The 23,678-nt window shown below is 73.1% G+C and carries 20 protein-coding genes; 7 read left to right on the top strand and 13 right to left on the bottom strand.

Annotated features, from left to right (window positions below):
• Positions 1-2: 2 nt before the first annotated feature.
• The 6 genes from ABD332_RS04210 to ABD332_RS04185 all read right to left on the bottom strand — a co-directional run bounded on the left by ABD332_RS04210 (position 3) and on the right by ABD332_RS04185 (position 8,402).
• The gene (locus ABD332_RS04210; protein ID WP_344499665.1) at positions 3-1,220 is read right to left on the bottom strand and encodes an ABC transporter substrate-binding protein; all 1,218 of its coding nucleotides are present in this window, start codon (positions 1,218-1,220) and stop codon (positions 3-5) included.
• 339 nt (positions 1,221-1,559) lie between these two features.
• Complete coding sequence (locus ABD332_RS04205; protein WP_344499663.1) at positions 1,560-1,946, bottom strand: hypothetical protein; 387 nt, start codon at positions 1,944-1,946, stop codon at positions 1,560-1,562.
• Between the two features lie 888 nt (positions 1,947-2,834).
• Positions 2,835-4,436: a cellulose binding domain-containing protein gene (locus tag ABD332_RS04200; protein WP_344499662.1), complete on the bottom strand. Its 1,602-nt coding sequence runs from the start codon at positions 4,434-4,436 to the stop codon at positions 2,835-2,837.
• Positions 4,437-4,600: 164 nt separating this feature from the next.
• On the bottom strand, positions 4,601-4,975 hold the full coding sequence (locus ABD332_RS04195) for a DUF5655 domain-containing protein (RefSeq protein ID WP_344499660.1): 375 nt from the start codon (positions 4,973-4,975) through the stop codon (positions 4,601-4,603).
• 21 nt (positions 4,976-4,996) lie between these two features.
• A complete protein-coding gene (locus ABD332_RS04190) occupies positions 4,997-7,891 on the bottom strand; it encodes an Hsp70 family protein (protein WP_344499658.1) in 2,895 nt (964 codons plus the stop codon).
• Between the two features lie 34 nt (positions 7,892-7,925).
• A complete protein-coding gene (locus ABD332_RS04185; RefSeq protein WP_344499656.1) occupies positions 7,926-8,402 on the bottom strand; it encodes a group II truncated hemoglobin in 477 nt (158 codons plus the stop codon).
• A gap of 69 nt (positions 8,403-8,471) precedes the next feature.
• On the opposite strand from ABD332_RS04185, the gene ABD332_RS04180 reads away from it, so the two are divergent.
• Positions 8,472-8,816 carry a winged helix-turn-helix transcriptional regulator gene (locus ABD332_RS04180; RefSeq protein WP_344499654.1) on the top strand — a complete coding sequence of 115 codons (345 nt, stop codon included), beginning with the start codon at positions 8,472-8,474 and terminating at the stop codon, positions 8,814-8,816.
• On the opposite strand, the gene ABD332_RS04175 is transcribed toward ABD332_RS04180, so the two are convergent.
• Complete coding sequence (locus ABD332_RS04175) at positions 8,813-9,736, bottom strand: zinc-binding dehydrogenase (protein ID WP_344500716.1); 924 nt, start codon at positions 9,734-9,736, stop codon at positions 8,813-8,815. The two genes, ABD332_RS04180 and ABD332_RS04175, sit on opposite strands and share 4 nt — an antisense overlap.
• A gap of 74 nt (positions 9,737-9,810) precedes the next feature.
• Between ABD332_RS04175 and ABD332_RS04170 the strand changes: the two genes are divergently transcribed.
• Positions 9,811-10,521 carry an HD domain-containing protein gene (locus ABD332_RS04170; protein WP_344499652.1) on the top strand — a complete coding sequence of 237 codons (711 nt, stop codon included), beginning with the start codon at positions 9,811-9,813 and terminating at the stop codon, positions 10,519-10,521.
• A gap of 4 nt (positions 10,522-10,525) precedes the next feature.
• Here the strand turns inward: ABD332_RS04170 and ABD332_RS04165 are convergent, their stop codons facing one another.
• Positions 10,526-11,044, bottom strand: a complete 519-nt coding sequence (locus ABD332_RS04165) for a hypothetical protein (protein ID WP_344499650.1) — start codon at positions 11,042-11,044, stop codon at positions 10,526-10,528.
• A 23-nt stretch (positions 11,045-11,067) separates the two neighbouring features.
• Between ABD332_RS04165 and ABD332_RS04160 the strand changes: the two genes are divergently transcribed.
• The 5 genes from ABD332_RS04160 to ABD332_RS04140 are packed head-to-tail and all read left to right on the top strand — an operon-like array spanning position 11,068 to position 15,622.
• The gene (locus ABD332_RS04160) at positions 11,068-11,574 is read left to right on the top strand and encodes an HIT family protein (protein ID WP_344499648.1); all 507 of its coding nucleotides are present in this window, start codon (positions 11,068-11,070) and stop codon (positions 11,572-11,574) included.
• A 34-nt stretch (positions 11,575-11,608) separates the two neighbouring features.
• Positions 11,609-12,145: a PadR family transcriptional regulator gene (locus ABD332_RS04155; protein ID WP_344499646.1), complete on the top strand. Its 537-nt coding sequence runs from the start codon at positions 11,609-11,611 to the stop codon at positions 12,143-12,145.
• Positions 12,139-12,786: an ABC transporter ATP-binding protein gene (locus ABD332_RS04150; protein ID WP_344499644.1), complete on the top strand. Its 648-nt coding sequence runs from the start codon at positions 12,139-12,141 to the stop codon at positions 12,784-12,786. Before ABD332_RS04155 ends, ABD332_RS04150 begins: the two co-directional genes overlap by 7 nt.
• A gap of 9 nt (positions 12,787-12,795) precedes the next feature.
• On the top strand, positions 12,796-14,739 hold the full coding sequence (locus ABD332_RS04145) for an ABC transporter permease family protein (protein WP_344499642.1): 1,944 nt from the start codon (positions 12,796-12,798) through the stop codon (positions 14,737-14,739).
• Positions 14,740-14,749: 10 nt separating this feature from the next.
• The gene (locus ABD332_RS04140; RefSeq protein WP_344499640.1) at positions 14,750-15,622 is read left to right on the top strand and encodes an SDR family oxidoreductase; all 873 of its coding nucleotides are present in this window, start codon (positions 14,750-14,752) and stop codon (positions 15,620-15,622) included.
• On the opposite strand, the gene ABD332_RS04135 is transcribed toward ABD332_RS04140, so the two are convergent.
• From ABD332_RS04135 to ABD332_RS04115, 5 genes are all read right to left on the bottom strand, one after another.
• Positions 15,615-15,992 carry an SgcJ/EcaC family oxidoreductase gene (locus tag ABD332_RS04135; protein WP_344499638.1) on the bottom strand — a complete coding sequence of 126 codons (378 nt, stop codon included), beginning with the start codon at positions 15,990-15,992 and terminating at the stop codon, positions 15,615-15,617. The genes ABD332_RS04140 and ABD332_RS04135 overlap by 8 nt on opposite strands.
• Positions 15,993-16,026: 34 nt before the next feature.
• Positions 16,027-16,395, bottom strand: a complete 369-nt coding sequence (locus tag ABD332_RS04130; protein ID WP_344499636.1) for an STAS domain-containing protein — start codon at positions 16,393-16,395, stop codon at positions 16,027-16,029.
• A 49-nt stretch (positions 16,396-16,444) separates the two neighbouring features.
• Positions 16,445-18,436, bottom strand: coding sequence for a SpoIIE family protein phosphatase (locus tag ABD332_RS04125; RefSeq protein WP_344499634.1), 1,992 nt, complete (start codon positions 18,434-18,436; stop codon positions 16,445-16,447).
• Positions 18,437-18,558: 122 nt separating this feature from the next.
• Positions 18,559-20,313, bottom strand: coding sequence for a glycoside hydrolase family 76 protein (locus ABD332_RS04120; protein WP_344499632.1), 1,755 nt, complete (start codon positions 20,311-20,313; stop codon positions 18,559-18,561).
• A 4-nt stretch (positions 20,314-20,317) separates the two neighbouring features.
• Positions 20,318-23,587 carry a glutaminase domain-containing protein gene (locus ABD332_RS04115; protein WP_344500714.1) on the bottom strand — a complete coding sequence of 1,090 codons (3,270 nt, stop codon included), beginning with the start codon at positions 23,585-23,587 and terminating at the stop codon, positions 20,318-20,320.
• Between the last annotated feature and the right edge of the window lie 91 nt (positions 23,588-23,678).

The raw sequence follows: 23,678 nt of genomic DNA, 5'->3' as shown, positions 1-23,678 counted from the left end.
CACTACTTGGCGCACGGCGGCTGGAAAGTGGCCCACGGGCCCTTGGGCTTGTTGTCCGCGCCGAACTCGATGAGCGACAGCCCGCACGCCCCGTCCGCGCCCAGGTGCTTGTCGGCGCCGAACGACAGCGTGAAGTTCGCCTGGCCGAAGGTGGCCGGGTAGCCCTTGACGCTCTGGATCGCCTCGTTGAGCTTCTTCGAGTCGTCGACCCCGCCGGCCTTCTCGATCGCCAGCTTGAGCACGTGCACCGAGTCCCATGCCTGGGCGTCGTATGCGGTGATGTCGTAGTCCTTGCCGTACTTGTCCTTCAGCAGGGTCACAAGCGCCTGGGTGCGCGGGTTTGCCGTGTTGATGGAGCCCATGAAGATGAGGCCCTCCAGGGCGCCCGGGGCGGCCAGCTTCCAGGAGGCGGGCTGGTTGCCGATGGACGCGAGCGAGAAGCGCTTCGTGCCTTTCATCTGGCTGCCCAGGGTGTTCTGGGCGAGCACCTCGAACGCGCCGCCGACGCTGGTCACCAGGACCGCGTCAGGGTTGGCGTTCTTGAGCCGGGCCACCTGCGCTGACAGGTCGGAGGCGTTGGCCGCGCCCTTCTCGGTGGCCACGATCTGCACGCAGGACAGCGCCGGCAGCAGCGCCTTGTCGAGCGCGGCGATCGTGGTCGTGTCGTCGGTGAGGACGCCGATCTTCGTGATGTTCGCGGCCTTGAAGGCGCCGCAGTACACCTGTGCCCAGTCCGTGGTGGTGTTGGCGAGCATGTAGATCAGCTCGTTGTCCGGCGGTGCGACCAGTGTGGCGGTGACACCAGTGGGTGCGATGGCGGGCAGGCCGAGCGCCGTGAGCGTCGACTTCGCCTGGAGGATGGCGGCGCTGCCGCTCTGCAGGAACAGTGCCTTGGCGCCCTGGCCGGCGAGCTTCTGCAGCACGGCCGGCACCTTGGTCGGGTCGGACTCGTCGTTCTCGACGACCAGCTGCAGCGGGCGGCCCAGCACGCCGCCCTTGTCGTTGACGTCCTGGATCGCCAGCCGGATCGTCTTGCCGGCGATGGTGCTGTAGGAGGCGCCGGAGCCGGTGCTGTCCTCGTCCAGACCGATGATGATCGGAGCGCCGGACGCGGTGCCGTTGCTCGGCTTTTCGTTCCCCGCCTTGTTACCGCAGCCGGCGACGGTGAGCGCCGCCAGCGCGAGACAGCTGACGATGCGGCTCGTCAATGAAACGCCCATTTGTACCCCTGTCACGGAATTATACGAATCGTCAGCCTCAGGAGGAGTGATCGCGGCGAACACCGCCGGCCGTTTGGCCTCATGTCCACAAACCTAACAAGCGCTTGGTTTTTACATCTTGGCCACGGGCGCCCAGCGTGTCAAGAACGCCACGGACGCACGGACGTAACAGAACCGTCAAAATCCGCGACGAACCGCAACACACAGCGCCGCGGGACGTCCCGCGGCGCTGGTAAGCGACCGGTCGCGCCGGCTACACGGCCAGAGCGTCGACGAGGCAGTCACCGAAGATATCGCGAGGCGGCGCCGTGACGACCACGACGGCCGGAGCGGTGTTGGTCAGACGGCCGGTAGGACCTCGCGGGCGAGGCGCTCGACCTGTTCGTCCCGACCGGGTCCGGACGGCTTCAGGTTGAGCACGGTGAAGCCCATCCCGGTCAGCGCCCGCAGCCGCTCGGCGACCTGGTCCGGCGATCCGGAGATCACGCCGGGCCTGACGTCTCCGACGCGCACCTCGACGTTGGGGGCGCAGGTGATGTCGTCCATCGAGCGGCCGGCCGCCGCCGCGGCGGTGGCGACGCGGTCACGCATCCCGGGCAGGCGGTCCAGCGGCGCATAGCCCAGCGACGGCATCCACCCGTCGACCTTGTCCCGCGGCGCCGGCACGCCGATGCCGAAGGCGCGGAACTCCTCGTCGGACGCGCCACCGCTTGATCCACTAGGCAAATCCCCAGCTCACGCCTGAAACGCAGTTTTGGCATGCCAGCAGTTCCGGCGCGGCGCAGCAGCCGACTGGCATGCCGCAGTGTGGCCGACGCCGCGCGATGAAACCTGGATCGGTGCTGCCACCGGCTTCCTCAGCGCTCTGCGGCCGCTGGAAGGCTGTCGGTGGTGGCGGCCCAGGACCTGAACTCCGTGACATCACCCCGGAGCAGTTTGCCGTGCTGGTTGCTCTTGCCAAGCAGGAGACCTCTCCGCAGCCGACCCAGGCCGGCCCCCCGGTACCGAGGTTTCCGAGGGCCCGGATGCCAAGATCCTCGCGTTCGATCCATCGAGAAAGAGGAACGGAAGGAGGCAGTTGACCAGCGTAAACAAGCAATCGAGTTGAGAGCCGACGGCGAGGCTGGAACCCGCAACCTTCCGATTACTGCTCTGTGTGCGCCGGCGCGGAGGGCTCGACGGGGAGGGAGGGGATGTCGGCACGGTAGAGGCTGAGCAGTATGCCGTGGGGCTCGCCGGTGGGGTCGTCGGTGGGGAGGTGGTCGCTGCCGGCGAACTGCTCCAAGCGCTCGGCGACGCTGCGGGCCTAATCGGGGGTGAGGCGGACGTGGCGCAGGATCGTGACGTCGGCGGTGGTCTCGTCGGCGGGGAGCATCTCGGACAGGGCGGCCTTGACGAGGAAGTCGCCGCCGACGGGGGCGTCCGGGGCGATGCGGAGGCGCTGACTGGTGGGCTCGTGGTACTGCTCGGTGCCGCCCCGGACGCGGCGGGCGCGGTCGCGCGGACCAGGCCGGCCGATGACGTCCTGCGGGAGCTCGCCGCGGAGACGGTCGCCGCGTTTCCGGACGCCGCGGAGATGCAGGAGGTGGGGCCGGCGGACCGGCCCCCACCTCGTCAGACCTTGGTGCAGGTGGCGCCGTTGAGGGTGAAGGTGGACGGGATGCCGTTGGTGCCGGGGACCGAGGTGGCGCTGAAGCCGAAGTTCAGGCTGCCGCCGGCGGGGATGGTGACGTTGTAGTCGGCCGGGTTCCTGGCGGTCACCTGGTTGCCGGTCTGGGCGGGCACGGCGTTCCACATGTTCGTCACGACCTGGTTGCCCGGGAACGTCCACCGCAGGGCCCAGCCGGTGATCGGGGCGGTGCCGGTGTTGCGGATCGTCACGTCGCCGTTGAACGTGCCGCCCCAGTCAGACAGTCCATAGTGGACGGTACAGGGGCCGGACTGTGGCGGCACCGATGGCGAGGCCGACGGTGACGTGGACGGCGTCCGCGACGGGCTGGCGGAGAGTGACACGCTGGGCACGACGCCGCCGCTCTTGGTGATCATGTTGGCGGAGTGGGTGCGGAACGGGGCGAGCTCGGGTGCGCCCTTCATGACGCCGAACTTGCCGTCGACGTTGGTGGCCGAGTACCACCAGAAGGCGCTGCCGTCGCCGCCGGCGGCCTCGAAGTCGCTGTACAGGGCGCTGAACCAGGCGGTCCGATCGACGTTGTGCACGTTGAACTCGCCCATGAAGAAGGGCTTGCCGACGAGGTTGTGCGAGTCGTTGATCCAGGCACGGACCAGGGTCTTCGTCTGCTCGATACCGAGGTTCGCCCAGGACTCCGTCGGGTACGGGTGCGCGGAGGTGAAGTCGATGTACGGCGACTGGTGGATGTACACGAAGGGGTTGCCCTCGTCGCCGCCGAAGCCGTACCGCGTCTCGTGGCCCTCCAGGCCGGTGCCGAGCAGGTGGTTGGGGTCGATGCCCTTGATGAACGCGCCCATCTCGTCGACCCAGGCGCGCAGCGTCGTGCCGCTGGTGTTCTCGTTGGGGGTCTGGTTCTCGTAGCGCGGCTCGTTCATGAGCTCCCACGCCATGATGGTCGGATCGTCCTTGTACTTGACGCCGCTGTAGTGGTTGGTGCGGTTCAGCGCGTACGAGACGTAGTTCTTGTAGCTGGTGAAGCAGCCGGGGCACTTCGACTTGTTGAAGAACTGTCCCCGGCCAGGCTGGCCGCCGGACAGGCCTTCCCACTGAAGGCGGCGGTCGATCCCGCCGTACGCCTCCCAGTAGTTGTCGAAGACCGGGATGAGGCGGATGTTGTGGGTCCGGGCCGACTCGATGATGTAGTCGAACAGGGCGAACTGCTGCTCGTTGTAGACGCCCTTGGCGGTCTCGAAGCCGTGCCAGCTCTCCATGCTGAACATCCACAGGCGCAGGACGGTCACCTTGTCGGCGGCCAGGTTCGTCATGTGCGCGTCGATCTTGGCCTTGTCCATGTACTGGGTCTCGGTGTCACCGGAGCCGGAGCCGTAGGTGAACAGGTCGTAGGTGTTGGTCCCGGCGAAGTAGAAGCTCTTGCCGCCGAGGCAGAAGCGGATGCCGCAGCGCTGGACGAAGGCGGTGGCGGCGGCGGCCTGGTTGACGCCGGTCAGCGTGACGACGGCGCCGACCAGGACCAGGAGGACGGCGGTCAGCGCGGCGGGCCATCGGCGGCGGGCGGGTTTGCTCATGCGGGTTCCTTCGATGCCGATCGGGCGGGGTGTCCCGCGGCCGGCGCCAGCCGCGAGCATTGAACGTGATCGACCTAACCGGTTAAGCGAAGTCAGGTTACGACTCCACCGAACATCGGTCAAGGATGGAACTTAGCCGATTCAGTTAACCAACCGCGCAGCGCTCACCGGGTCAGGTGCCCGCCCTGGCCGACCTCGTACGCCTCGGCGACCCATCCGGCGAACGCGTCGTCGAGCTGCCCGCGGTCGCCGATGCGGAACTGGTGCACGAACAGGCGCTTCGTGTACGGCGACGCGCGCAGGATCCGGGGATCCTCGACCATCCGCTCCAGGTCCAGGTATCCGGCCAGCCCCTGCGTGGTGGGCCGGGCGCCGGCGAACCCGCGCCTGCTGCCCTTGAACGTGATCGTGGTCTTGGCGACCGCATAGGTGAACGGGCCGCACGCCTCGACGAGCTCGACGAATCGGTGGTACAGCTCCACGCTGCCGGCCGGCTTGCCGCGCAGGTGGTCTTCCACTGCCCAGTCATCGCGCCCCATGCGCTCGACCCTAGCCGCCGGTCAGGGGCCGTAGCGGCGGGTCGGCGGGGCAGCGGGTTTCGGGCCCGCGGGTTTGCGGGCGGCGGGGGCGAGGCAGAGCTGGGTCTGCTCCTGCATCGCGTAGGGCTGGGCGGGGTCGGGGCACGAGCCGGCCGGGAAGACCCTGGCGGTGACGGTGTAGGCGTCGGGCTCGGTGCAGTCGACGCGGCGGGCCTGGGCCCCGTCCTGGCGGACGCACTGACCGACCTGGATCGTGGGCAGCTGCTCCGACGGCGCGACGGCGAAGCCGACCCACACGCCGGTGACGATGGCCACGACCGCGCCGGTGAGGGTGCCGGCGGTGATCTTCGCGGCTCGGACGGCCTTCGACCTGGTGCTGCCGGCCGTAATGTTCGCGGGCTTGCGGCGCACCTTGGGGGTCTTCCGCGGCGCGGTCGTCGCGGGGGCGGGTGCCTGGCCGAACGCCGGCTCGGACCACGGCCAGGCTGACGACTGCCGCGACGCGCCGGTCGGGTGTGGGTGGGGGTCCACCCACGGGGTCTGGGGCGGCGCGGAGGCCGTGCTCGTCGAAGCGGCCTCGGGCGACCCGGTCGCCGGGTACGTGGTCCACGCCTCGTGCGGGACGAACGTCTCCTGCGATTCCCACGCCTCCTGCTGATGCCAGGCTTCCTGGGGGGCGTGAGCCGCGTGCGGGGCGGCGTCTCGCGGGTCCCAGGACTCGTGACGGGCCGAAGCCGCGTGCGCAGCTCCGTACGGGTCCCAGGGCTCCTGGTGGCCGGGTGCCGCGCCCCAGTCGTGCGGAGGCGCGGCGGCGTACTGGTCCGGCGTCGTGCGCGGGTCCCAGTGCTCCTCCTCGGGCGAGCCCCAGGAGTCCTGCGGCGCCCCGTCCGGGGACGGGGTCTCGTGCGGGTCCCAGCTGTCGTCTGCCTGAGGAACCGACGCCCGCTGGCGGCCGGAGCCGGGGTGCCTGCCGTACGTCCTGCGCCGGGCGCCCGGCGAGTGGTCCGCGGCGGACGCGCGCGCGGCCGATGCCGGGTGCGCGACGGGGGGCGGCTGCTCGACCGGGGGCTCCGGCTCGGCGTCGGTCACGTGCGAGACGGCGGACGCGTGTGCCCTGGACGCCGGGTGCGGGACGCGCGGCGGCTCCGGCTCCGGAGGCTCGGCGGCCTCGGGCTCCGCGGCCTCGGGCTCCGCGTCGACCACCGCATCAGCCACCTCGTCGGCCGCCGGCGGTCCGGAAACAGGCGGCGCCGACACCGGCGGTCCGGAAACAGGCGGCCCAGACACCGGCGGCCCAGACACCGGCGGCCCAGAAACGGGCGGCCCAGACACCGGCGGCCCAGACACCGGCGGCCCAGAAACGGGCGGCCCAGACACAGGCGGTGCCGACACCGGTGGCCCAGAAACAGGCGGGGCGGAGACCGGCAGTGCCGAGACGGGCGGCGCCGCGGCCGACGGTACATCCGCCGGCGACGCGACAGGCGAGGCCGCATCGACCGGTGCGGCCGCCGACGGCACGCCGGCGGAGGACGGTGCGAAGGGCGACGGCCCGGCGGTCGGCACGAAGTGCGACGGACCGCCAGCCGGTGTGAAGGGCGAAGGCCCGGCAGCGGGCGCGAACGGCGACGGACCGGAGACGGGCGGCGTGAAGACGGGCGGCGACGACACCGGCGGGGCGGAGACGGGCGGCGCGGCGGTGGGCGGTACAGCAGCAGCATCCGCAACAGCAGCAGCATCCGCAACAGGAGCGGCATCCTCAGAGGCCGCGTTCGCGGCAGCGGCAACCGCGCGGGAGGCGGCCGCGGCGGAGACGGTGGCGGCGGTGGCGCGGCGCGGGCGGCGGGCGGCGTTGCGGGGGCGGACCGGCAGGCAGCCGTCGGCGACCGCGAGCGTCGGCCGGCGGTCCAGGGTCGGCTCGAAGCCGAGCCGGTCGCGCAGCAGCCGGGACACGAGCGGGATGCGGGAGGCGCCGCCGATGAGCAGCACGCCGGCGACCTCCTCGGCCATGATGCCCGCCTCCGTGATCGCGCCGCAGGTGGCCTCGACCGTCCGGTCGAGCAGCGGGCGGGCGACCTTCTCCAGATCTTTCCGGTCCAACAGGACCGATTCCTCGAACAGTGGCACCTGGATCGTGGTGGACTCGGCCACGGAGAGCAGTTCCTTCGCGGCGCGGACCGCGTCCAGCAGGCGCCGGCCGGCCCGCCAGTCCTCGACCGTCTGCGGGCGGGTGAGCCGCTCCCACCGGATGGTGTCGTCGGCGAGCACGGCGCCGAGGTGCCTGACGATGGCCGCGTCGAGGTCGAGGCCGCCCGCGTCGGGCAGGCCGCGCTGCGCGAGGACCTCGAACGTCGCGCCCGTCCGGCAGACGACGGCGGCGTCGAAGGTGCCGGCGCCCAGGTCGTACACGATGAGGGACATGCCGTCGGGGACGTCGAGGACGCCGGAGTCGACGACGTGCAGGGCCGCCGCGACAGGCTCGGCGACGAGCCTGGTGGGGCCCAGACCGATCTTCGCGGCGGCGCGCGTGAGCGTCTGCTGTTGGCGGCGGTCCCAGCAGGCGGGATGGCTGAGGGTCACGGTGCTCATCGGCTCGCCCGCGACGCGCCGCGCCTCGGCCGCCACGCGGGCCAGGACCGCCGCGTACAGGTCGGTGACCGGGCACTCGACCCCGCCGAGGACGACGCCGCCGGTGTCGACGCAGCGCTTCGGGTACGCGGCGAGCCGGTCCGGGAACGACTGGCCGAGGGCGAGCGCGTCACGGCCGGCGAGCAGGTGCGGCGCGTTGTCCAGACACGTCGCGGACGGCATGAACTCCTCGCCGTCGAACAGCAGCGGATGGTGCACGCCGTCCGGCCCCGCGAGCACCGCGACGGTGTTCGAGGTGCCGAGGTCGACGCTCAGCTGATAGCCTCCCACCCATTCAGGCTAAATGTCCTACAGGCCCGTTGTCTCACGGTTGGTACGGAGGCGCGACACCCCACCCCCAGCGCGGGACGGGCGCGTCCTTCGGCGGCTGCGCGCCCGGTTGGGAGTTCTCCCGCGCCAGCCTCGTGCCCCACTCCAGGTAGCCCACGAACGCCGCCCGGAACTCGGGGTCGCCGGGCAGGCCGACCTCGTCGGCGGTGTCGAGCATCAGGTTCACCCAGCGGCGCCGCTGCTGCTCGGTGATCGCCCTGCCGAGGTGCTGGCTCAGCATGTACGGGTAGCCGCCGTGCCGCTCCGTGTAGGTGGCCGGCCCGCCGAACACCTCGGCCAGCCACACCGCGACGTGCTCGGCGTGGTGCGGGCTCATGTGCGCGAAGACCGGCGCGAGCACCTCGTCCTGGGGGACCTTGCGGTAGAACGCCTCGGTGAGCTTCTTCAGCGCCTCGGTGCCGCCGGCCCACTCGTACAGCGTCGGTGTCTTGGATGAGTCAACGTCGCTCATGGGGAACACCCGACCACACCCCGCCGTTGTCGATCAAGTACGCACCTTCTGGTGAGTAGGGGGCCCGACTTGAACAAACCCGTGGCGGACAAGCGTTACCACTGCCCGGTGGAGCTCGCCGTCGACGTGATCGGCGGCCGCTGGCGCCCGGTGATCCTCGCGCACCTGAAGGAGGGCGTTCACCGGTACGGCGAGCTCCGCCGCCGCATGCCGCAGATCAGCGAGAAGATGCTGGTGCAGCGCCTGCGCGAGCTGGAGTCCGACGGCCTGGTGTCCCGCCACGACCACGGCACCGTCCCGCCGCACGTCGAATACCGCCTCACCGACGAGGGCGCGAGCCTCGCTCCGGTCCTGCAGGCCCTCTACGACTGGGGCTCCGCCCGCGCCGCCCGCACCGGCACCCCCGTCGGTTAGACCGCCAGCAGGGTCTTGCCGATGGTCTGGCGGGACTCGATGGCGGCGTGGGCGTCGGCGGCGCGGGCGAGGGGGAAGGTCTGGCCGATGACCGGGCGTAGGCGGCCCTCGGCGGCGGCGCGCAGGGCTCGGGTCGCCAGCTCCGGGGCGCGGCGGCCGATCGCCAGCAGGTCCGGGAAGCCGAAGGCCGTCACGCCGTCGCCGGGCTGGGTCGGCGGGCCGCCCGCGGCGCCGTGGACGACGAACCGGCCGGCCGTCACGGCGAGGGCCGCGCGGCCGATGGTGCCGCCAACCCCGTCGTACACGACGTCGAGGTCCTTGAACGGCTCGGTCCAGCCGGGCGCGGTGTAGTCGACGGCCTCGGCGCCGAGGTCGCGGATCAGGGCCAGCTTCCGCTCCCCCGACGCCGCCCCGATGACGCGCGCGCCGGCGTCCAGGGCGAGCTGCACGAGGAGGCTGCCGACGCCGCCCGCGGCCGCCTCGACGAGCACGGCCTCACCCGGCCGCGGGCGGGCGAGCTCGTGCAGACCGAGCGCGGTCCGGCCGTCGGCGACGAGCGCCGTGGCGTCCGGCGTGGGCACGCCGTCCGGGATCGGGACCGTGTCGCGGACCGCGGCGACGGCCAGCTCGGCGTAGCCGCCGGTGCCGTTCAGGCTCGCCACGACCCGCCGCCCGACGAGCGAGGGGTCGCCGCCCGGCCCGACCGCGGCGACGGTCCCGCCGACCCCGTTGCCGAGCACGGCCGGCGGGACCGCGCCCGCTTTCGGGGCCCGGCCGGCCCGGGTCTGCGTCTCGATGAACGTGATCCCGGCCACCTCCACCCGGATCAGCACCTCGTCCGGCCCGGGGACCGGCTCGTCCGCCTCCCCCAGCTCCAGCACCGACGGGGGACCGACCGCACGCCACCACACAGCTCGCATCACCCGGCGATCGTGCAACCTCAACTTGGGTTCAGGTCAAACCGGCGGTTGCCGTGATCCGGTATTAGTTGACGATGGACTATCCGGCGTATCTCGCGACGATGCCGATGCACGCGATCACCGAGGTCTACGGGGAGGACGGGCTGCGGGAGCGGTACCGGCTCGAGGTGCAGCGGTTCGCGCCCCAGGAGCGGGAGCGGCTGGTCGAGGCGCTGGAGCTGGCGGCGCGGTTGCACCAGGACGACCGGCGGGTGCGGGAGCCGTATGTCAACCATCTGCTGCGCGTGGCGATCCGGATCATGCACCACTACGAGGTCGGCGACGTCGACGTGATCGTGGCGGCGGTGCTGCACGACGCGGTCGAGGACCACCCGGACGAGCTGGCCGGCACGCCCGGCGCGACGGCGGAGGCGGCCCTGGCTGTGCTCGCCGCGCGCTTCGGCGAGCGGACGGCGCGGCTCGTCGCGGCCGTGACCAACCCGGTCTACGACCCGGCCGTCGACAAGCACACGCAGTACCGGCAGCACGTGCGCGACAGCCTGGAACGGGAGCCGTGGGCGCGGGTGCTGAAGGTCTCCGACTTCACGGACAACGGCGTCGGGGTCATCCACACCACGGGGCCGAAGGTCGCCTCGTCCGCGGCGAAGTACCGGCCGCTGGTCCCCGTCCTGCGCGAGCTGGTGGCCCGGCCCGACACCCCGCTGTCGCGGCTGGTGAAGCAGCACATCTTCCGCCAGCTCGACCTCGCCGAGGAGCGTTTCGCCGCGATCCTGGACCCGGCGTGACCGGCTACGGGGCCACCCTGACCGCGCCGGGGAGGTCGCCGGGGTCGGCCCAGCGGTAGGCGGTGGTGAGGCCGCGCGGGTCGAGGTGCAGGGCGTTGAGGATGAGGCGGTGCTGGAACTCGGCGTAGACGGGGCCGGTGCCGTCGAACTCGCCGCGCAGCGCCCGGCCGAGGCGGGTGGTGTCGACCTCGCCGGCGCCGAACGGGGCGAGGCGGGCGGCGTCGTCGGGGGTGGGGCGGTCGGAGCGGTACCGGTGCACGAACCGGCCCTCCCGGTAGGCCTCCAGCTGCAGCCAGTCGGAGTCCTCGACCACGTTGGCCAGGGTGGCCCAGCCGGTGCCGGCGCCGATGCGCTCCGCCAGGTCGCCGGGGTCGGCGAACTCGAGGTCGCCCTCGCGCGGGATGACCGCGGTCCGGTCGGGCGCGGCGGGCAGCGCGATCGCGTCGACGCCGGCCACGGCCAGCGCGTCGCAGACCGGTCCGAGCGCGGCGGCCACGAGCAGCGTCTGGTAGCTCGTCCCCATGCGCTGACGGTACCGTGACGGCGATGGACGACTGGCGCAAAGACCGTATCCGGTCGGCACTGGAAGGTCGCAACCCGACCGTGCTGGCCCGGCTGTCGTCGGGGTTCGCGGTGATCGGCGACACGCAGTTCCTGCCGGGCTACTGCCTCCTGCTGTCCGACGACCCTTCCGCGGACCGCCTGGCCGACCTGTCGCGCTCCCGGCGCCTGGCCTTCCTGGCGGACGTGGACCTCATCGGTGAGGCGGTGCAGACCGTGTGCGCGCGGCACGACCCGCAGTTCCGGCGGGTCAATTACAGCGTGCTCGGCAACCTGGACCCGATCCTGCACGCGCACATTCACCCGCGGTACGGGTGGGAGCCGCCGGAGCTGCTGCGCGGTCCGGTCAGCCACTACCCGGCCGCGGCGCACACGGTGCCGCTCGGGCCGGGCCACGACCAGCTGCGGGCCGACCTCGCCACGGAGATCGCCCGGCTGAGCGCCGAGTACGACGAGCCGGCCCGCGTCCCGGAGGACTTCCCAGGACTCTAGCAACGCGGTTGCTAGTTGCGGTACTGTCCGACACATGTCGGTCAGTCGATCCCTGCTGGGCCTGCTCGAAGGGCAGCCGCAGTACGGGTACACGCTGCGCCAGCGGTACGACCGCTGGTTCGCCGGCGGGCATCCGGTCGCCTCCGCCCAGGTGTACTCGTCGCTGCGCCGCCTCGCCGACGCCGGGCTCACCGAGCAGGTCGGCGTCGAGCCCGGCGGCGGCCCGGACCGGCGGCTCTACGGCATCACCGGCGCCGGCGTCGAGGAGCTGGAGCGCTGGCTCGCCGAGCCCGAGCTGCCCGACCTGCGCGCCGCCCGGCAGGTCCTGTTCGCCAAGATCGTGGTCGCGCTGCTGACCAGCCGGCAGCCGCAGCGGATCCTGGAGCGGCAGCGGCAGACGCACATGGCCCGCATGCGGCAGCTGCGCGAGGTCCGCACGGCGGGCGAGCCGATCGAGCAGCTCGACGCCGACTTCGAGATGTTCCACCTCGAGGCCGACCTGCGCTGGATCGACGCCGCCGGCCCCCGCATCGACCGCATCCGGGCGAGCCTCCAAGAGCACCCGTGCTGACGGGCCGGGGGCTGCGGCTCGCGTTCGGCGCCGCGCAGGCGCTCGACGACGTCGACCTGTCCGTCGCGCCGGGCGAGGTCGTGGCGGTCGTCGGGCCCGCCGGCAGCGGCAAGTCCACGCTGCTGCACGTGCTGTCCGGGGTGCTGGTCCCCGACGGCGGCCTCGTCACCTTCGAAGGCCAGGAGCTGAACGGACTGTCCGACGACGCCCGCAGCGCGATCCGCCTGCGCCGCTTCGGCTTCGTGTTCGAGTCCGGCGACCTGATCCCGGAGCTGTCCCTGCTGGAGAACGTGGAGCTGCCGCTGCGCCTGCAGGGCCGCCGCGACTCCGCGGCCGGGCTGCTCAAGGAGCTCGATCTCGCCGACGTCGCCGACCGGCTGCCCTGGGAGGCGCCCGACGACCAGGTGCTGCGGGCCGCCGTCGCGCGGGCGCTCGTCCACGACCCCGCCGTCGTCTTCGCGGACGAGCCGGTCATGGCCGTCGGCGACGCCGCCGGCGAGCTGCTCCTCGACGCGTTCACCGGTGCGGCCCGCCGCCGCGACGCCGCGATCGTGCTCGCCACGCGCCAGGCCCGCGTCGCCGCGTACGCCGACCGCACCGTCTTCCTCCACGACGGTCGGCCCGCCGACTCCCCGATCTGAGGACGTGACATGGCACCCTGGCTGCGCCTCGGGATCCGGCTCACCTTCACCGGCGGACGCCGGGCGTGGGCCCGGATGGCGGTGATGGCGTCCGGCACGGCGATCGGCGCCGTGCTGCTGCTCGGCGCGCTCGCCGCCCCCGGCGTCATCGAGGCGCAGGACCACCGCGAGACCGCACGCGACATCATCGCCGGCCCGGTCGACAAGGACGGCGGGACGCGCTTCACCATGATCCAGGACAGCATCGGCGGGCGGGAGCTCGTCCGGTTCGCGGTCGCGGCCGTCGGAAGCCGGGATCCGCAGGTGCCACCGGGGCTGGCGAAGGTCCCGCTGCCCGACCAGGCCGTCGTCTCGCCCGCGCTCGCCGAGCTCATCCGCACCGACCCGCGGGCCCGCGCCCGCTTCCCGCAGCGGGTCGTCGGCACGATCGGCCCCGCCGGCCTCGTCGCCCCCGACGAGCTGCGCGCCTGGGTGGGTGTCGACCCCGCGGCGCTCGCCGGCGCGCCCGTCATCATCGGCTTCGGCCCCCACGGCGAGCCGCCCATCCCGTGGGAGAAGTACCACATCGGCGAGCGGATCGTCACCACCGCGCTCACCCTGTTCCTGCTGTTCCCGCTCGGCGTGCTGCTCGCCACCTGCTCTGCGGTGGCCCCCGGCGTGCCGAGCCGCCGATCCACCACGCTGCACCGTATGGGTGCCAGCCGCCGCCAGGCGGAGCTGGTCGAGGCGGCCGAGATCGGCGTCGTCTCCGCGCTCGGCGCACTGCTGGGCACCGGCGTGTTCCTGCTCCTGCTGCGGCCGCTGTCGGGCGGCTGGCACCTGGGCCGGTTCCACTGGTTCGCCGCCGACGTGCACACCCCACCCGCGATGATCGCCGCGGTGGTGGCCGGGCTGACGCTGCTCGCCGTCTATCTCGACGACTACGGCTGGCCTCAGCCGACCCTCGATTCTCCGGCGCCGCGCCCGAGCGCGGGCCGTCTGCTCACCCCGGTGCTCGGTGTGGCGTCGGCGGCGTCGGTACTGGTGCCGGGGTTGCCCTTCGCGGCGCAGGCAACCCTCTTCGCCGGCGGCGTCCTGCTGTGCGCCGCGGGCCTACCGGCGGCGGTGCCCGTGCTCACCGCCTGGCTCGGCCGCCGCCTCGCCGCCGTGGGCCCGGTGCAGGTGCGCCTGGCCGGCCGGCGCCTGGACCACACGCCGTCCCACGCGCCGCGGCAGGTCGCGTCGGTCGCCGTGGCGATGTTCCTGTCGGTGGTCGGCCTCGCCGCCGCTGCCGGCTACGCCGAATGGACCGGCCCGAGCCCGCGCAACGGCACCCCGGAGGCGACCTACGTGATCGTCGGCCCGGAGGCCGGGCTGGCGGAAGCACCCGGCGTCGACCGCGTGATCGGGTCGTCCAGCGGCGGCGGACACGCCATCGTCACCGTCTCCACCGATCCGGCCGACGCTGAGGCGTTCGCCGCGTACGTCGCCGCGCACCTCCCGGCGACCTACCTGGAGCGAGCCGGCGACGTCCGGCCCGTCCCGCTCGGCGGGCCGCTGGAGTCGGCGCACGGCTTCGACCGCTCCGCCGGGCTGGTCCTGCTGTCGGTGACGCTCGCCGTCGCCGCGCTGCTCGCCGGGGCCGCGTTCGGGGTCGGCGCCATCGAACGGTTCCTGCAGCACCGCCGGCGCAACGCCCGTCTCCTCGTCCTCGGCGCGCCGTGGCGCACGGTCGCCGAGGCGGAGTTCCTGGCCGCCGCGGTCCCACTGCTCGTCGCCCTGGCCCTGGCCGGCGCCTGCGCCGGCGTCGTGCTCGCCGCCTGGTCCCACACGCTGTCACTGTCCACATCGGACCTGCTGGGCGCCACGGCCCCGGCGCTGTGGGTCGCAGCCGCGCTGCTGGGCGTCCTGGCCGCGATCGCGCCCGCCGCCGTCCGCCGCCGGGCCACCGCCACCGACCTGCGCCGCGCCTAGGATCGGTGGCATGACGATCCTGGTGACCGGCGCGACCGGCAACGTGGGCAGGCTCGTGGTGCAGCGGCTCGCCGCACAGGGAGCGCGGGTCCGCGCCCTCACCCGCTCGCCCGGCACGGCACGGATTCCGGATGGCGTCGAGGTGCTCGGCGGTGACCTCGACGACCCGGCGTCACTCACAGGCGCGCTCCGCGGGGTCTCGCGGATGTACCTGTTCCCGGTCGCCCGCACCGCCCGCGACGTGGTGGAGCTGGCGGCGCGGGCCGGCGTCGAGCGGATCGTCACCCTGTCCTCGGGCGCCGTCACCGGCGGATACGACACCGACTTCCACCTGCCGGTCGAGCGGGCCGTCGAGGGCTCCGGCCTGGGGTGGACGCACGTGCGCCCCGGCGAGTTCATGCTCAACAAGCTGTGGCTGTGGGGGCCGTCGATCCGCGCCGAGGGCGTCGTCCGCGAGCCGTTCCCCGACGCCGCGTGGTGCCCGGTCCACGAGGCCGACATCGCCGACGTCGCGGCCGTGGCGCTGCTGGAGGACGGGCACCACGGCAGGGCGTACGACGTGAACGGCCCCGCGATGATCACCCGCCGGGAGCAGGTCGACGCGATCGCCGCGGCGACCGGCCGGCCGGTGCGGCTCGAGGTGGTGACCGCCGGGCGGGCCCGGGAGCTGTACCGCGCGCAGGGCGGCTTCGCGGCGGCCAACGCGAACTTCCTGCTCGGGTTCGAGGACTACTCCGGAAACGTGCCCTCCGCCGACGTCGAGGCCACCGTCGAGGCCACCGCGCCGGTCCCGGTGGAGCTGCCGACGGCGACGCCGGTGACCGGGCGGGCGGCCCGCACGTTCGCGGAGTGGGCCCGCGACCACGCGGCGGACCTCAGCTGACGACCGGGGTGTTCTGGCAGGCGGTCAGCAGCCAGCGGCCGTCCTCGAGGGCCATCACGTAGACGGGGCTGCCCTCGGCGGTGCCGTCCGGCGACACCGTCGTCTGCCGGACCCGCGCGGCGGCCACGTCGGGCCGGATGAACAGGACGTCGACCAGCTCATACGTGACGGTCGTGCCGCGCATCGCGCCGGGCAGCACCTTCCGCGTGAACTCGCCGATCTCGTCCCGGCCGGTCAGCCGCTTCCCGTGCCCCGTGGTCCAGACCGCGTCGTGGCGGAACAGCGCGACGAAGTCGTCGACCGCCTCCCGCCGCTGCGCGTCCTGCACCCTGCCGACGACGTCCCGGATCGCTGCGATCGCTGTGTCCATGCCGGACACCATCCGACCTCAACCGGGCTTCAGGTCAAGCCCCGTCGGCGCCGAACGCGTCGTTGACGGCGGGGAAGATGGGGACGCGCTGGTGCAGGCCCGCCAGCATGAGGATCCGCAGCTGCAAGGTGCCAGGGGTGACGATGAGGCACAGCCGCAGCCCCTTGGCGCCGCAGGCGTCGGCGAACTGCAGGAGCAGCCGGACCGCGGCGGCGCTGAGGAACTCGACCGCGAGCAGGTCGACGATGACGAGGCTGGGCGGCGGCATGGACGCCACCGCCGCCCAGCACTCGGCGTGCACGTCCCAGCTGGTGTCGGCGTCGACGTCGCCGACGATCCGCAGGATGAGGGCCTCGGGGGTGATGACCGGTGTGACGACGGCCTGGGCACGGTCAGGTTCCATGGTTTCACCGTTCTGACGTGCTGGGTGGAGCCGGTCACGGTGCGGTTCCTCAGTCGGCCTCGGCGTCGGGGTCGAGGGTGTCGTGGTCGACGGCGACCAGCGACATGATCGTTTCCGCGGGAGCCCCCACGGGCGCGTAGAGCCGCAGACTGGTGTCGTTGTCGCGGTGCAGGGCCGTCAGCCGGTGCAGGGCGGCGACGCCGGCGCTGGCCAGGTGGGTGACGCCGGTCAGGTCGACGGTCAGCGACCGGGTGCCGGTGGATCCGGCGTTGCGGATCGCGCGGTCGAACTCGGCGACGGTGGCGGCGTCGACCGAGCCGTCGACGCGGACGCGCGCGCCCTGTGCCGACGGTTGCTCCAGGACCAGCAGGAGCTCGGTGCGGGCGGGCGGCCGGGCGGACGCCCAGGCGAGGTCGCCGGCGGTCAGCAGCCGGGCCGGCTGGCTCACCTGGTGCGACACGGTGGCGGTGGTGCCCTGCTCGTCGTGCTCGATGCGCAGGCCGTCGACCAGCTGGGAGGTCATCTGCAGGCCGAGCCCGCGGTCGACGGACGGGGCGGGTTCGCGCCAGCGGCCCCGGTCGGCGACCCGCACGTCGACGTGGCCGGTGTCGGTCAGGGCGGCGGTGACGGTGAACGTGTGCTCGTCCGCCGAGTCGATCCAGGCGTGGTCGACGACGTTGGTGGCCAGCTCCATCACGGCGTGCATGAGGGCGTCGGCGTCTGGCCCGCCGACGCGCGCCCCGGCCAGCCAGGCCCACATCCGCTCGCGCAGGGGCGCCAGCGAGCGCTGGTCCGCGACCACCGGCAGGTCCAGCGCCGGCGGCGGGCTGACGCGTTGCGCGGCGAGCAGCGTGATGTCGTCGGTGTGCCCGGTGGCCCGGGTCAGCAGTTCGAGGGTCTGCACGCAGAGGCGCTCGGCCGGGGAGTCGAAGTCACCCCGCAATGCCCGGTCGGCGGCGATGTCGGCGGCCGCCTCGGCCAGCTCGACCGAGGTGCCGGCCAGCTCCCGCCCCGGCCGCTCCAGGATGCCGTCGGTGTAGAGCAGGACGAGCTCCCCGTCGGCCAGCTGATCCTTGCCGACCGACGCGTCGGTGAACGCCCCGCCGACGCCGACCGGACCGGCGCCGGTGGCAGGCAGAAACCTGGCCTGCCCCGCGGTGGAGACCACCAGCGGCGGCGGGTGGCCGGCGGTGCAGTACCGCAGCTCCCCGCCGGCCGGATCGATCACCACCAGGCACACGGTGGCCGCCCGCGCCCCACGGATACCGGCAGCGGCGGCATCCAGCGCCGTCATCGCCGCCACGACGTCCGAGGTGGCGGCGAGCCGCTCCCGCACCAGCACGCGCAGCTGACCCATCGTCGCCGACGCGGTCACGCCGTGCCCGACGACGTCCCCGACGATCAGGGCGACCCTGTCGTCCGCCAGCGTGAAGGCGTCGAACCAGTCACCGCCGGCGGCGGTGTCGGCGTCCGCCAGCAGATAGCTGGCGGCCACCTGCAGCCGGGGCAGGACCGGCACCCCGGCGGGCAGCAGCTCGCGCTGCAGGGCCGTGATCACGTCGCGCGCCTGCTCGTAGCGGCGCTCGGCGTCGGCCGTCCGCTGCTGCTCGGCCTGCTGCTCCCGCACCTGCTCGGTCACGTCGACCAGGTCCACGATCACCCCGATGACCGCGCCGTCCGGTCCGTGCCGGGGATGCCATCTCAGGTCCGTGAACACCTCGATCAGTTCCCCGGTGTCCTGCCGCGTCAGCTGCGCCCGGAAGCCGCGGAGATGCACCGGCTGCCCCGAGGCCAGCACCTGATCGAAGATCGGCACGATCTGCTGGCCCATCGACTCCGGGAACGCCTCCCGCAACGACATCCCGATCATGCGGCCGCGCCCCGTGTAGGCCCGGAACTCGGCGTTGGTCGCCACGATCCGGTGGTCCGGCCCTTCGGTGGCGTACGACACCACCGGCAGCTCCTCGTACACCGACCGGACCACGCCCGGGTCGCCGACCACGGCGGACAGCTCGTCCTCGTCCCGCAATTGATCAGGCACTTCCCACAGCCTCCCGTATGACGGCCGATGCGCCTCCCCTCTTTCTCTACCACTTCTGCGGCCGGGCCGCTGGACAGCTCAGGCCGGGCGCCCTATCGGGCGACGATCCGGGCGGGGCCCGGTCAGCCGGACAGGACGGCGGACAGGGCGCTGGCCTGGGTGCGCCAGTCCGCGGGGGCGGACGAGGAAGCAGCCCAACGGGAGCTGACCCGGTTCAGGGAGTCGCGGCCGTTCCACACGGTGTTCGCCTGCGTGGTGCGGAACGACTGGAACTGGGTGCCCGCCTCCGCCAGGTACCCCATGAAGATCCCCTTGAACTGCTTGCCGTTGTCGTCGCAGGTGGAGGGTGCGACGTCGCACGCCTCGGTGAGCACGCCGGAGCGGACCAGCGGCGAGGCGAGCGCCGCCGTGCCGAGCTGGCGGGCGCGGTCCTGGTAGGCGGCGGTGCCGGTGGCCCGGTAGAGCTCCATGGCGGCGCCGATCGCGAGGCCCTGGTTGTAGCTCCACACCGTCTGCCCGTTGTTGGCGCAGCCGGTGGTGAGCCCGTCGTTGACCAGCCCGGAAGCGTTGATCATGCCGCTGGCGGTGAACCAGTTCCACGACGTGACGGCGCGCTGCAGCCAGGTGGTGTCGCCGGCGAGGCGGTTGTGCAGGGCCGCGGTGAGCCGCACGTACAGGCCGATCGTGACCGCGTTCTTGTAGGTGCGCTCCCGGTCCCACCACACGCCGCCGCCGCAGGTGGACGTGTCCCAGAAGCCGTGGACGTAGGACGCGATGGTGACCGCCTCGTCGAGGTAGGCGCGGTCGCCGGTGAGGTCGTAGGCGGCGACCCAGGTCAGGCCCCACCAGGCGCTGTCGTCGATGGAGCGGCTGATGAAGTGCCCGTCGATCGGGTCGGAGGAGCGGGCGCCGGCCGGGAACGCGACCCGGTTCACGTCGAACGTCCGGCGCACCGTCCACAGGTACCGGTTGTCGCCGGTGCGGCGGGTGTAGTCGATGACGGTGCGCAGCGCGACGGCGGAGTTCCACCAGCTCGACGGCCACCACGCGGTGCTCGGGTCGTAGGAGTGCATCAGCGCGTCGGCCATCGCCGAGGGACGGTTCGAGGACGGGCGCGCCCACGCGGTGCAGGTGACGGAGCCAGCCCGCCCGCAGGCCCGGATCGCGCCGCCGTACAGCAGCGACACGGGATCGGCGGTGTTGAACCTGGCGGTGCGCGCCGCCGTGGTGCGGCCGAGCAGCGAGCCGCCGGGCCAGGACGCACCGGCGTCCCAGGAGCGGTCCAGCCACACCTCGTCGCCGGCCTGCGCGCCCGACATGGTGCCCCACGCCATCCCGGCCGCGTCCAGGTGCAGCCCGAACGTCCGGCCGTTGAGGCTGGTCGTCCTGACGGTTTCGGCGTCGGTACCGCCGGAGGCCCCGTCGCACGTCGGTGCGCACAGCGGCAGGTGGCTCCAGCCGGTGCAGGTGACCCCGCCGGCGTCGCCGCACGCCCGGATCACGCCCCGCCGGTGGTGCGACGGGTCGCCCACGTTGTACATGAGGGTGCGGGTGCCGGTCCAGGTGCCCGGGATCGACGCCTTGCCGAGCAGCCCGTCCCAGGTGGCGCCGCCGTCGAAGGACCGGTCGAGCCACACCGAGTCGCCGACGACGCCGGCGTCGATGCTGCCCCACGCCATGCCGTCCACATCGGACACGTGCAGCACGAGGCGGCGGCCGTTGATCAGGACCGTCGGGACGGGGAACGTCTCCTGCCGGGCGAGCGACGGGTCGCGGGTGTCGCAGTAGAGCGCGCAGATCGCGGCCGCGGCGTGCGCGGCCGGCCCGGGCAGCACGATGAACCCGAGCAGCAGCAGGGATACCAGGACGCGTCGCATGAGGTCACCTCAGCACTCTGACATCGGTGGTCGTCAGGGCCCGGTTCCAGACCCTGACCCGGTCGACCTGGCCGGGAAGGAAGTCGGCGGCGGCACCGTTCCACCTGCCGCGGCCGATCGCGAAGGCCCCGCCCGAGGCCCACGCCGAGGATTTCGAGGCGGTCGCGACGAGGACGCCGTTGACGTGGAGGCGCAGCTGCCCGGCGGCGGCGTCGCGGACCCCGACGAGGTGGGTCCAGCCGCCGACCTGCGGCGGGAACGGCGACACCGCGCGGGTCGCGGCGGCGCCGGCGGTGTCCGAGGCGAGCATGGCGAAGGCCCACGCGTTGTCGGCGGCGGAGTACTGCAGGTAGAAGCCGCTGCCCTGGGCGCCGTCCTGGCTCAGCACGGTCGCGAAGTTGGCGGTGGACGTGAGGTTGACCCACGCGGCGACAGTGAAGCTGCCGGCGGTGTCCACGAGGGACCCCGCGGTCGCCGCCGAGCCGCCGGTGAGGGTGAGTGCGCCGCCGCTGTACGCGGCGCTCCCGGACAGCGTGAGGCCGGCCTCGGCGGCGTCGAGCTCGAACGCGCGGACCAGACCGGCGTTGATCCCCGCGGCGGCGGCGATCTCGGCGGCGGTGAGCGCGTGGCCGAACGTGGCGACGTCGTCGACGCCGCCGATGAAGAAGTCGGCGGGCGCGCCGTTCCACCTGCCGCGGCCGACGGCGAGCCCGCCGGCGGCGCGCCAGGCGGTGGTGTAGGCGACGCTGCCGTGCGGGACGCCGTCGACGTACAGGCGGAGCTGGCCGGCGTCGGCGTCGTACACGCCGGCGAGGTGCGTCCAGGCGTTGAGCGTGGGGACCACTGTGGACAGTGCGCGGGTCGCGGCGGCGTTGTCGGTGTCGGCGGCGGGCATCGTGAAGGCCCACCGGTTGTCGGCGGCGGAGTACTGCAGGTAGAAGCCGGACAGGCGGGTGCCGTCCTGGCTGACGACGGTGCGGAAGCCCGCCAGGCTGCCGGGGTTGGCCCGGGCCATCACGGTGAAGCTCGTGTCGGTGCGCACCACCTGCCGCGCGGTGACCGGCGCCGTCGAGCCGGTCAGGTTCAGTGCGCCGCCGCTTACGGTGCCGCCCGCGCCGAGGTCGTTGCCGTTGCCGCTGGCGTCCGACGGCCCGGTGGTGAAGGGCCACGCGCCGGTGAGGCCGTTCGGCACGGACCGCAGCGTCATCAGCGCCAGGGCACCGCCCATGACGGGTCGCGCCGCGAAACCCTGCTGGTTGCCGGAGTCGGTGTCGTGCCAGTCGGAGCACGGCACCCGCGACGTGGTGGTGTTGGCGTACAGGTACGCCTTGGCGATGAGCGCGTCGCGGGCGGCCGGTTGCGCGGCGAGGAACCCGGCGGTCCACAGCTCCCAGTCGACCTTCGTGTACCCGTGCCGCGGGTCGAGCGGCACCCCGTAGGCGTGCTGCTGCGACAGGTACCAGGCGGCCTCCTCCGCGGCGATCGCCGGCGGGACCAGGTTGGTGCCGAGCAGCCGGTCGGCGAACCCGTTGTACTTCAGGCTCCACGTGGTGTCGGCGCCGTCGTAGGTGAGCTTCAGGTGGGTGCGGCCGCCGTTCTGCGCCATCGTCGCCCACTGTCCGATGTAGGCCTTCGCGGTGGCGGCGTAGGTGGTGGTGACGCCGGCGGCGCGGGCGATCGAGTCCATCGCGGCGATGCCGACGATGCCTTTCAGCGCGAGGTTGACGCTGTGGGCGATGAAGCCGGTGAAGTCGTCGGTCTGGTTCTGGTTGCCGGGGTCGGGCAGGTTCGCGACGAGGTAGTCGGCCCACTGCCGCAGCTTCGCCAGGTGCGCGGTGGCGTAGGCGGTGGCCTTCGCGGCGGGCATCCGGGCGATGAGCGCGGCGACCATGATGAGCATGTTCGCGGACTCCTCGACCGGCATGTCCTCCTCGTCGGTGCCGATCCGGCCGAACGCGTTGGGGTAGACGCCGAGATCGTGCGGCGCGTGCGGCTTGTCGAACCCCCGCAGCTCGGTGTAGTCGAACAGCGGCGCGAGCAGCAGCTCCAGGTAGCGCGGGCTGAGCGCGAGGTACGCGGGGAACGCCGGGTACATGACGTCGACGGTGCTGAAGTCGCCGTTGGACGAGATCTCCTTCAGCGTGACCCACGGCGCGCCGCCGCGGCTGACGAGCTCGGTGCCGCCGAACGCCTGCCGCAGCACGAGCGAGCACAGCGCCGCGTACTGGGTGCCGCCCACCTGCTGCGCGGCCGCGGTGACGGCGGCGTCGGTCGCGGCGGCGCCGGCCCGGGCCGCGTCGCGGTCGGCGCGGAACCAGCGCAGCATGTCCTGCCAGGTCGCCCACTGGGTGCGCCAGTACGGGTCGAGGTCGGCGCCCAGGTAGGACACGGCCGGCGTGCGCACGTGCCCGATGACGCAGACGACCGCGGGGCTGCCGGCGGCGCCGACCTGGCCGAGGTCCCGGCTGAACGCGAGGACCGGCCAGGCGTTGTCGATGGCCCGCGGCTGGTTGGTGTCGGCGGTGTTGAGCAGGGTCGCGTTGGCGGCGCCGCGGGCGCGGACGGTCGCGTCGGCGCCGGTCTGCCAGGTGAGCCCGGCGACCTCGTCGGTGGAGAAGACGACGGTGCCCCAGGACGCCTGGTCGCCGGCCTCGCCGAGGACCGTCGGACTGGTCGGTGCGCAGGTGTGGACCCGCTGGTCGCCGACGACGGCGGTGCTCCAGCCGATCTGCTTCGTCCGGTCGCCGTGCGCCCACTCGCCGGAGATGTCGAGGTAGACGCTGACGGCGTGGCTGCCGCCGTCGGTGGCGGTCGCGGTGACGCTCAGGTAGCTCATCGGCACCGACTGGCGGCGCAGGTTCGCGGGGTCGACCGGCGACAGGAACTCGACCTCGAGGCGGACCGCGCCGGCGGTGATCGTGAACGTGGAGCGGGTCGCGGTGACGACGAGCGCGGTCTGCGTGGCGAGGGGCCAGCCGCCGCTCGGCGAGCCCATGAACACGTAGGGCCGGCCGTCGACCCGCACGATGCCGGTCATCGCGGTCGCGGCGCCGGCCCAGAACGTGGGCCAGTTGCCGGGCAGCGTGTCGGCGCGCAGCCACGTCGACAGGTACGGCGACCGGACCGCCAGGGGCGTCGCCGGCGGCCGGATCGGGCTGAACGTGGACGCCGCCAACGCCTCGGCCGCCTCGGCGTCCAGGGTGACCCCGGCCGCGCCGGCCAGCCCGGCGAGTGCGGCGAGCCGGAGGACGTCCCGGCGGGACGCGTGTGGCATCGATGTCACGTTGGGCTCCCCATGGCGGTGGAAGGGCCGACGGATTCGACATCAGCAAACAATTCCGCACGCAAACTGTCAACAGTCCTTA

The organism is Dactylosporangium maewongense (assembly GCF_039531485.1).
GTDB lineage: Bacteria > Actinomycetota > Actinomycetes > Mycobacteriales > Micromonosporaceae > Dactylosporangium > Dactylosporangium maewongense.
Note: the sequence above shows the minus strand (reverse complement) of the source record. Positions and strands in the feature narration are given on the sequence as shown.

Bases quoted from the DNA above. Each gene is read 5' to 3' on its own strand.
- ABD332_RS04210 (WP_344499665.1), bottom strand. From the start codon at position 1,220: ATGGGCGTTTCATTGACGAGCCGCATCGTCAGCTGTCTCGCGCTGGCG.
- ABD332_RS04200 (WP_344499662.1), bottom strand. From the start codon at position 4,436: ATGAGCAAACCCGCCCGCCGCCGATGGCCCGCCGCGCTGACCGCCGTC.
- ABD332_RS04195 (WP_344499660.1), bottom strand. From the start codon at position 4,975: ATGGGGCGCGATGACTGGGCAGTGGAAGACCACCTGCGCGGCAAGCCG.
- ABD332_RS04185 (WP_344499656.1), bottom strand. From the start codon at position 8,402: ATGAGCGACGTTGACTCATCCAAGACACCGACGCTGTACGAGTGGGCC.
- ABD332_RS04175 (WP_344500716.1), bottom strand. From the start codon at position 9,736: ATGCGAGCTGTGTGGTGGCGTGCGGTCGGTCCCCCGTCGGTGCTGGAG.
- ABD332_RS04170 (WP_344499652.1), top strand. From the start codon at position 9,811: ATGGACTATCCGGCGTATCTCGCGACGATGCCGATGCACGCGATCACC.
- ABD332_RS04165 (WP_344499650.1), bottom strand. From the start codon at position 11,044: ATGGGGACGAGCTACCAGACGCTGCTCGTGGCCGCCGCGCTCGGACCG.
- ABD332_RS04160 (WP_344499648.1), top strand. From the start codon at position 11,068: ATGGACGACTGGCGCAAAGACCGTATCCGGTCGGCACTGGAAGGTCGC.
- ABD332_RS04155 (WP_344499646.1), top strand. From the start codon at position 11,609: ATGTCGGTCAGTCGATCCCTGCTGGGCCTGCTCGAAGGGCAGCCGCAG.
- ABD332_RS04145 (WP_344499642.1), top strand. From the start codon at position 12,796: ATGGCACCCTGGCTGCGCCTCGGGATCCGGCTCACCTTCACCGGCGGA.
- ABD332_RS04140 (WP_344499640.1), top strand. From the start codon at position 14,750: ATGACGATCCTGGTGACCGGCGCGACCGGCAACGTGGGCAGGCTCGTG.
- ABD332_RS04135 (WP_344499638.1), bottom strand. From the start codon at position 15,992: ATGGACACAGCGATCGCAGCGATCCGGGACGTCGTCGGCAGGGTGCAG.
- ABD332_RS04130 (WP_344499636.1), bottom strand. From the start codon at position 16,395: ATGGAACCTGACCGTGCCCAGGCCGTCGTCACACCGGTCATCACCCCC.
- ABD332_RS04120 (WP_344499632.1), bottom strand. From the start codon at position 20,313: ATGCGACGCGTCCTGGTATCCCTGCTGCTGCTCGGGTTCATCGTGCTG.
- ABD332_RS04115 (WP_344500714.1), bottom strand. From the start codon at position 23,587: ATGCCACACGCGTCCCGCCGGGACGTCCTCCGGCTCGCCGCACTCGCC.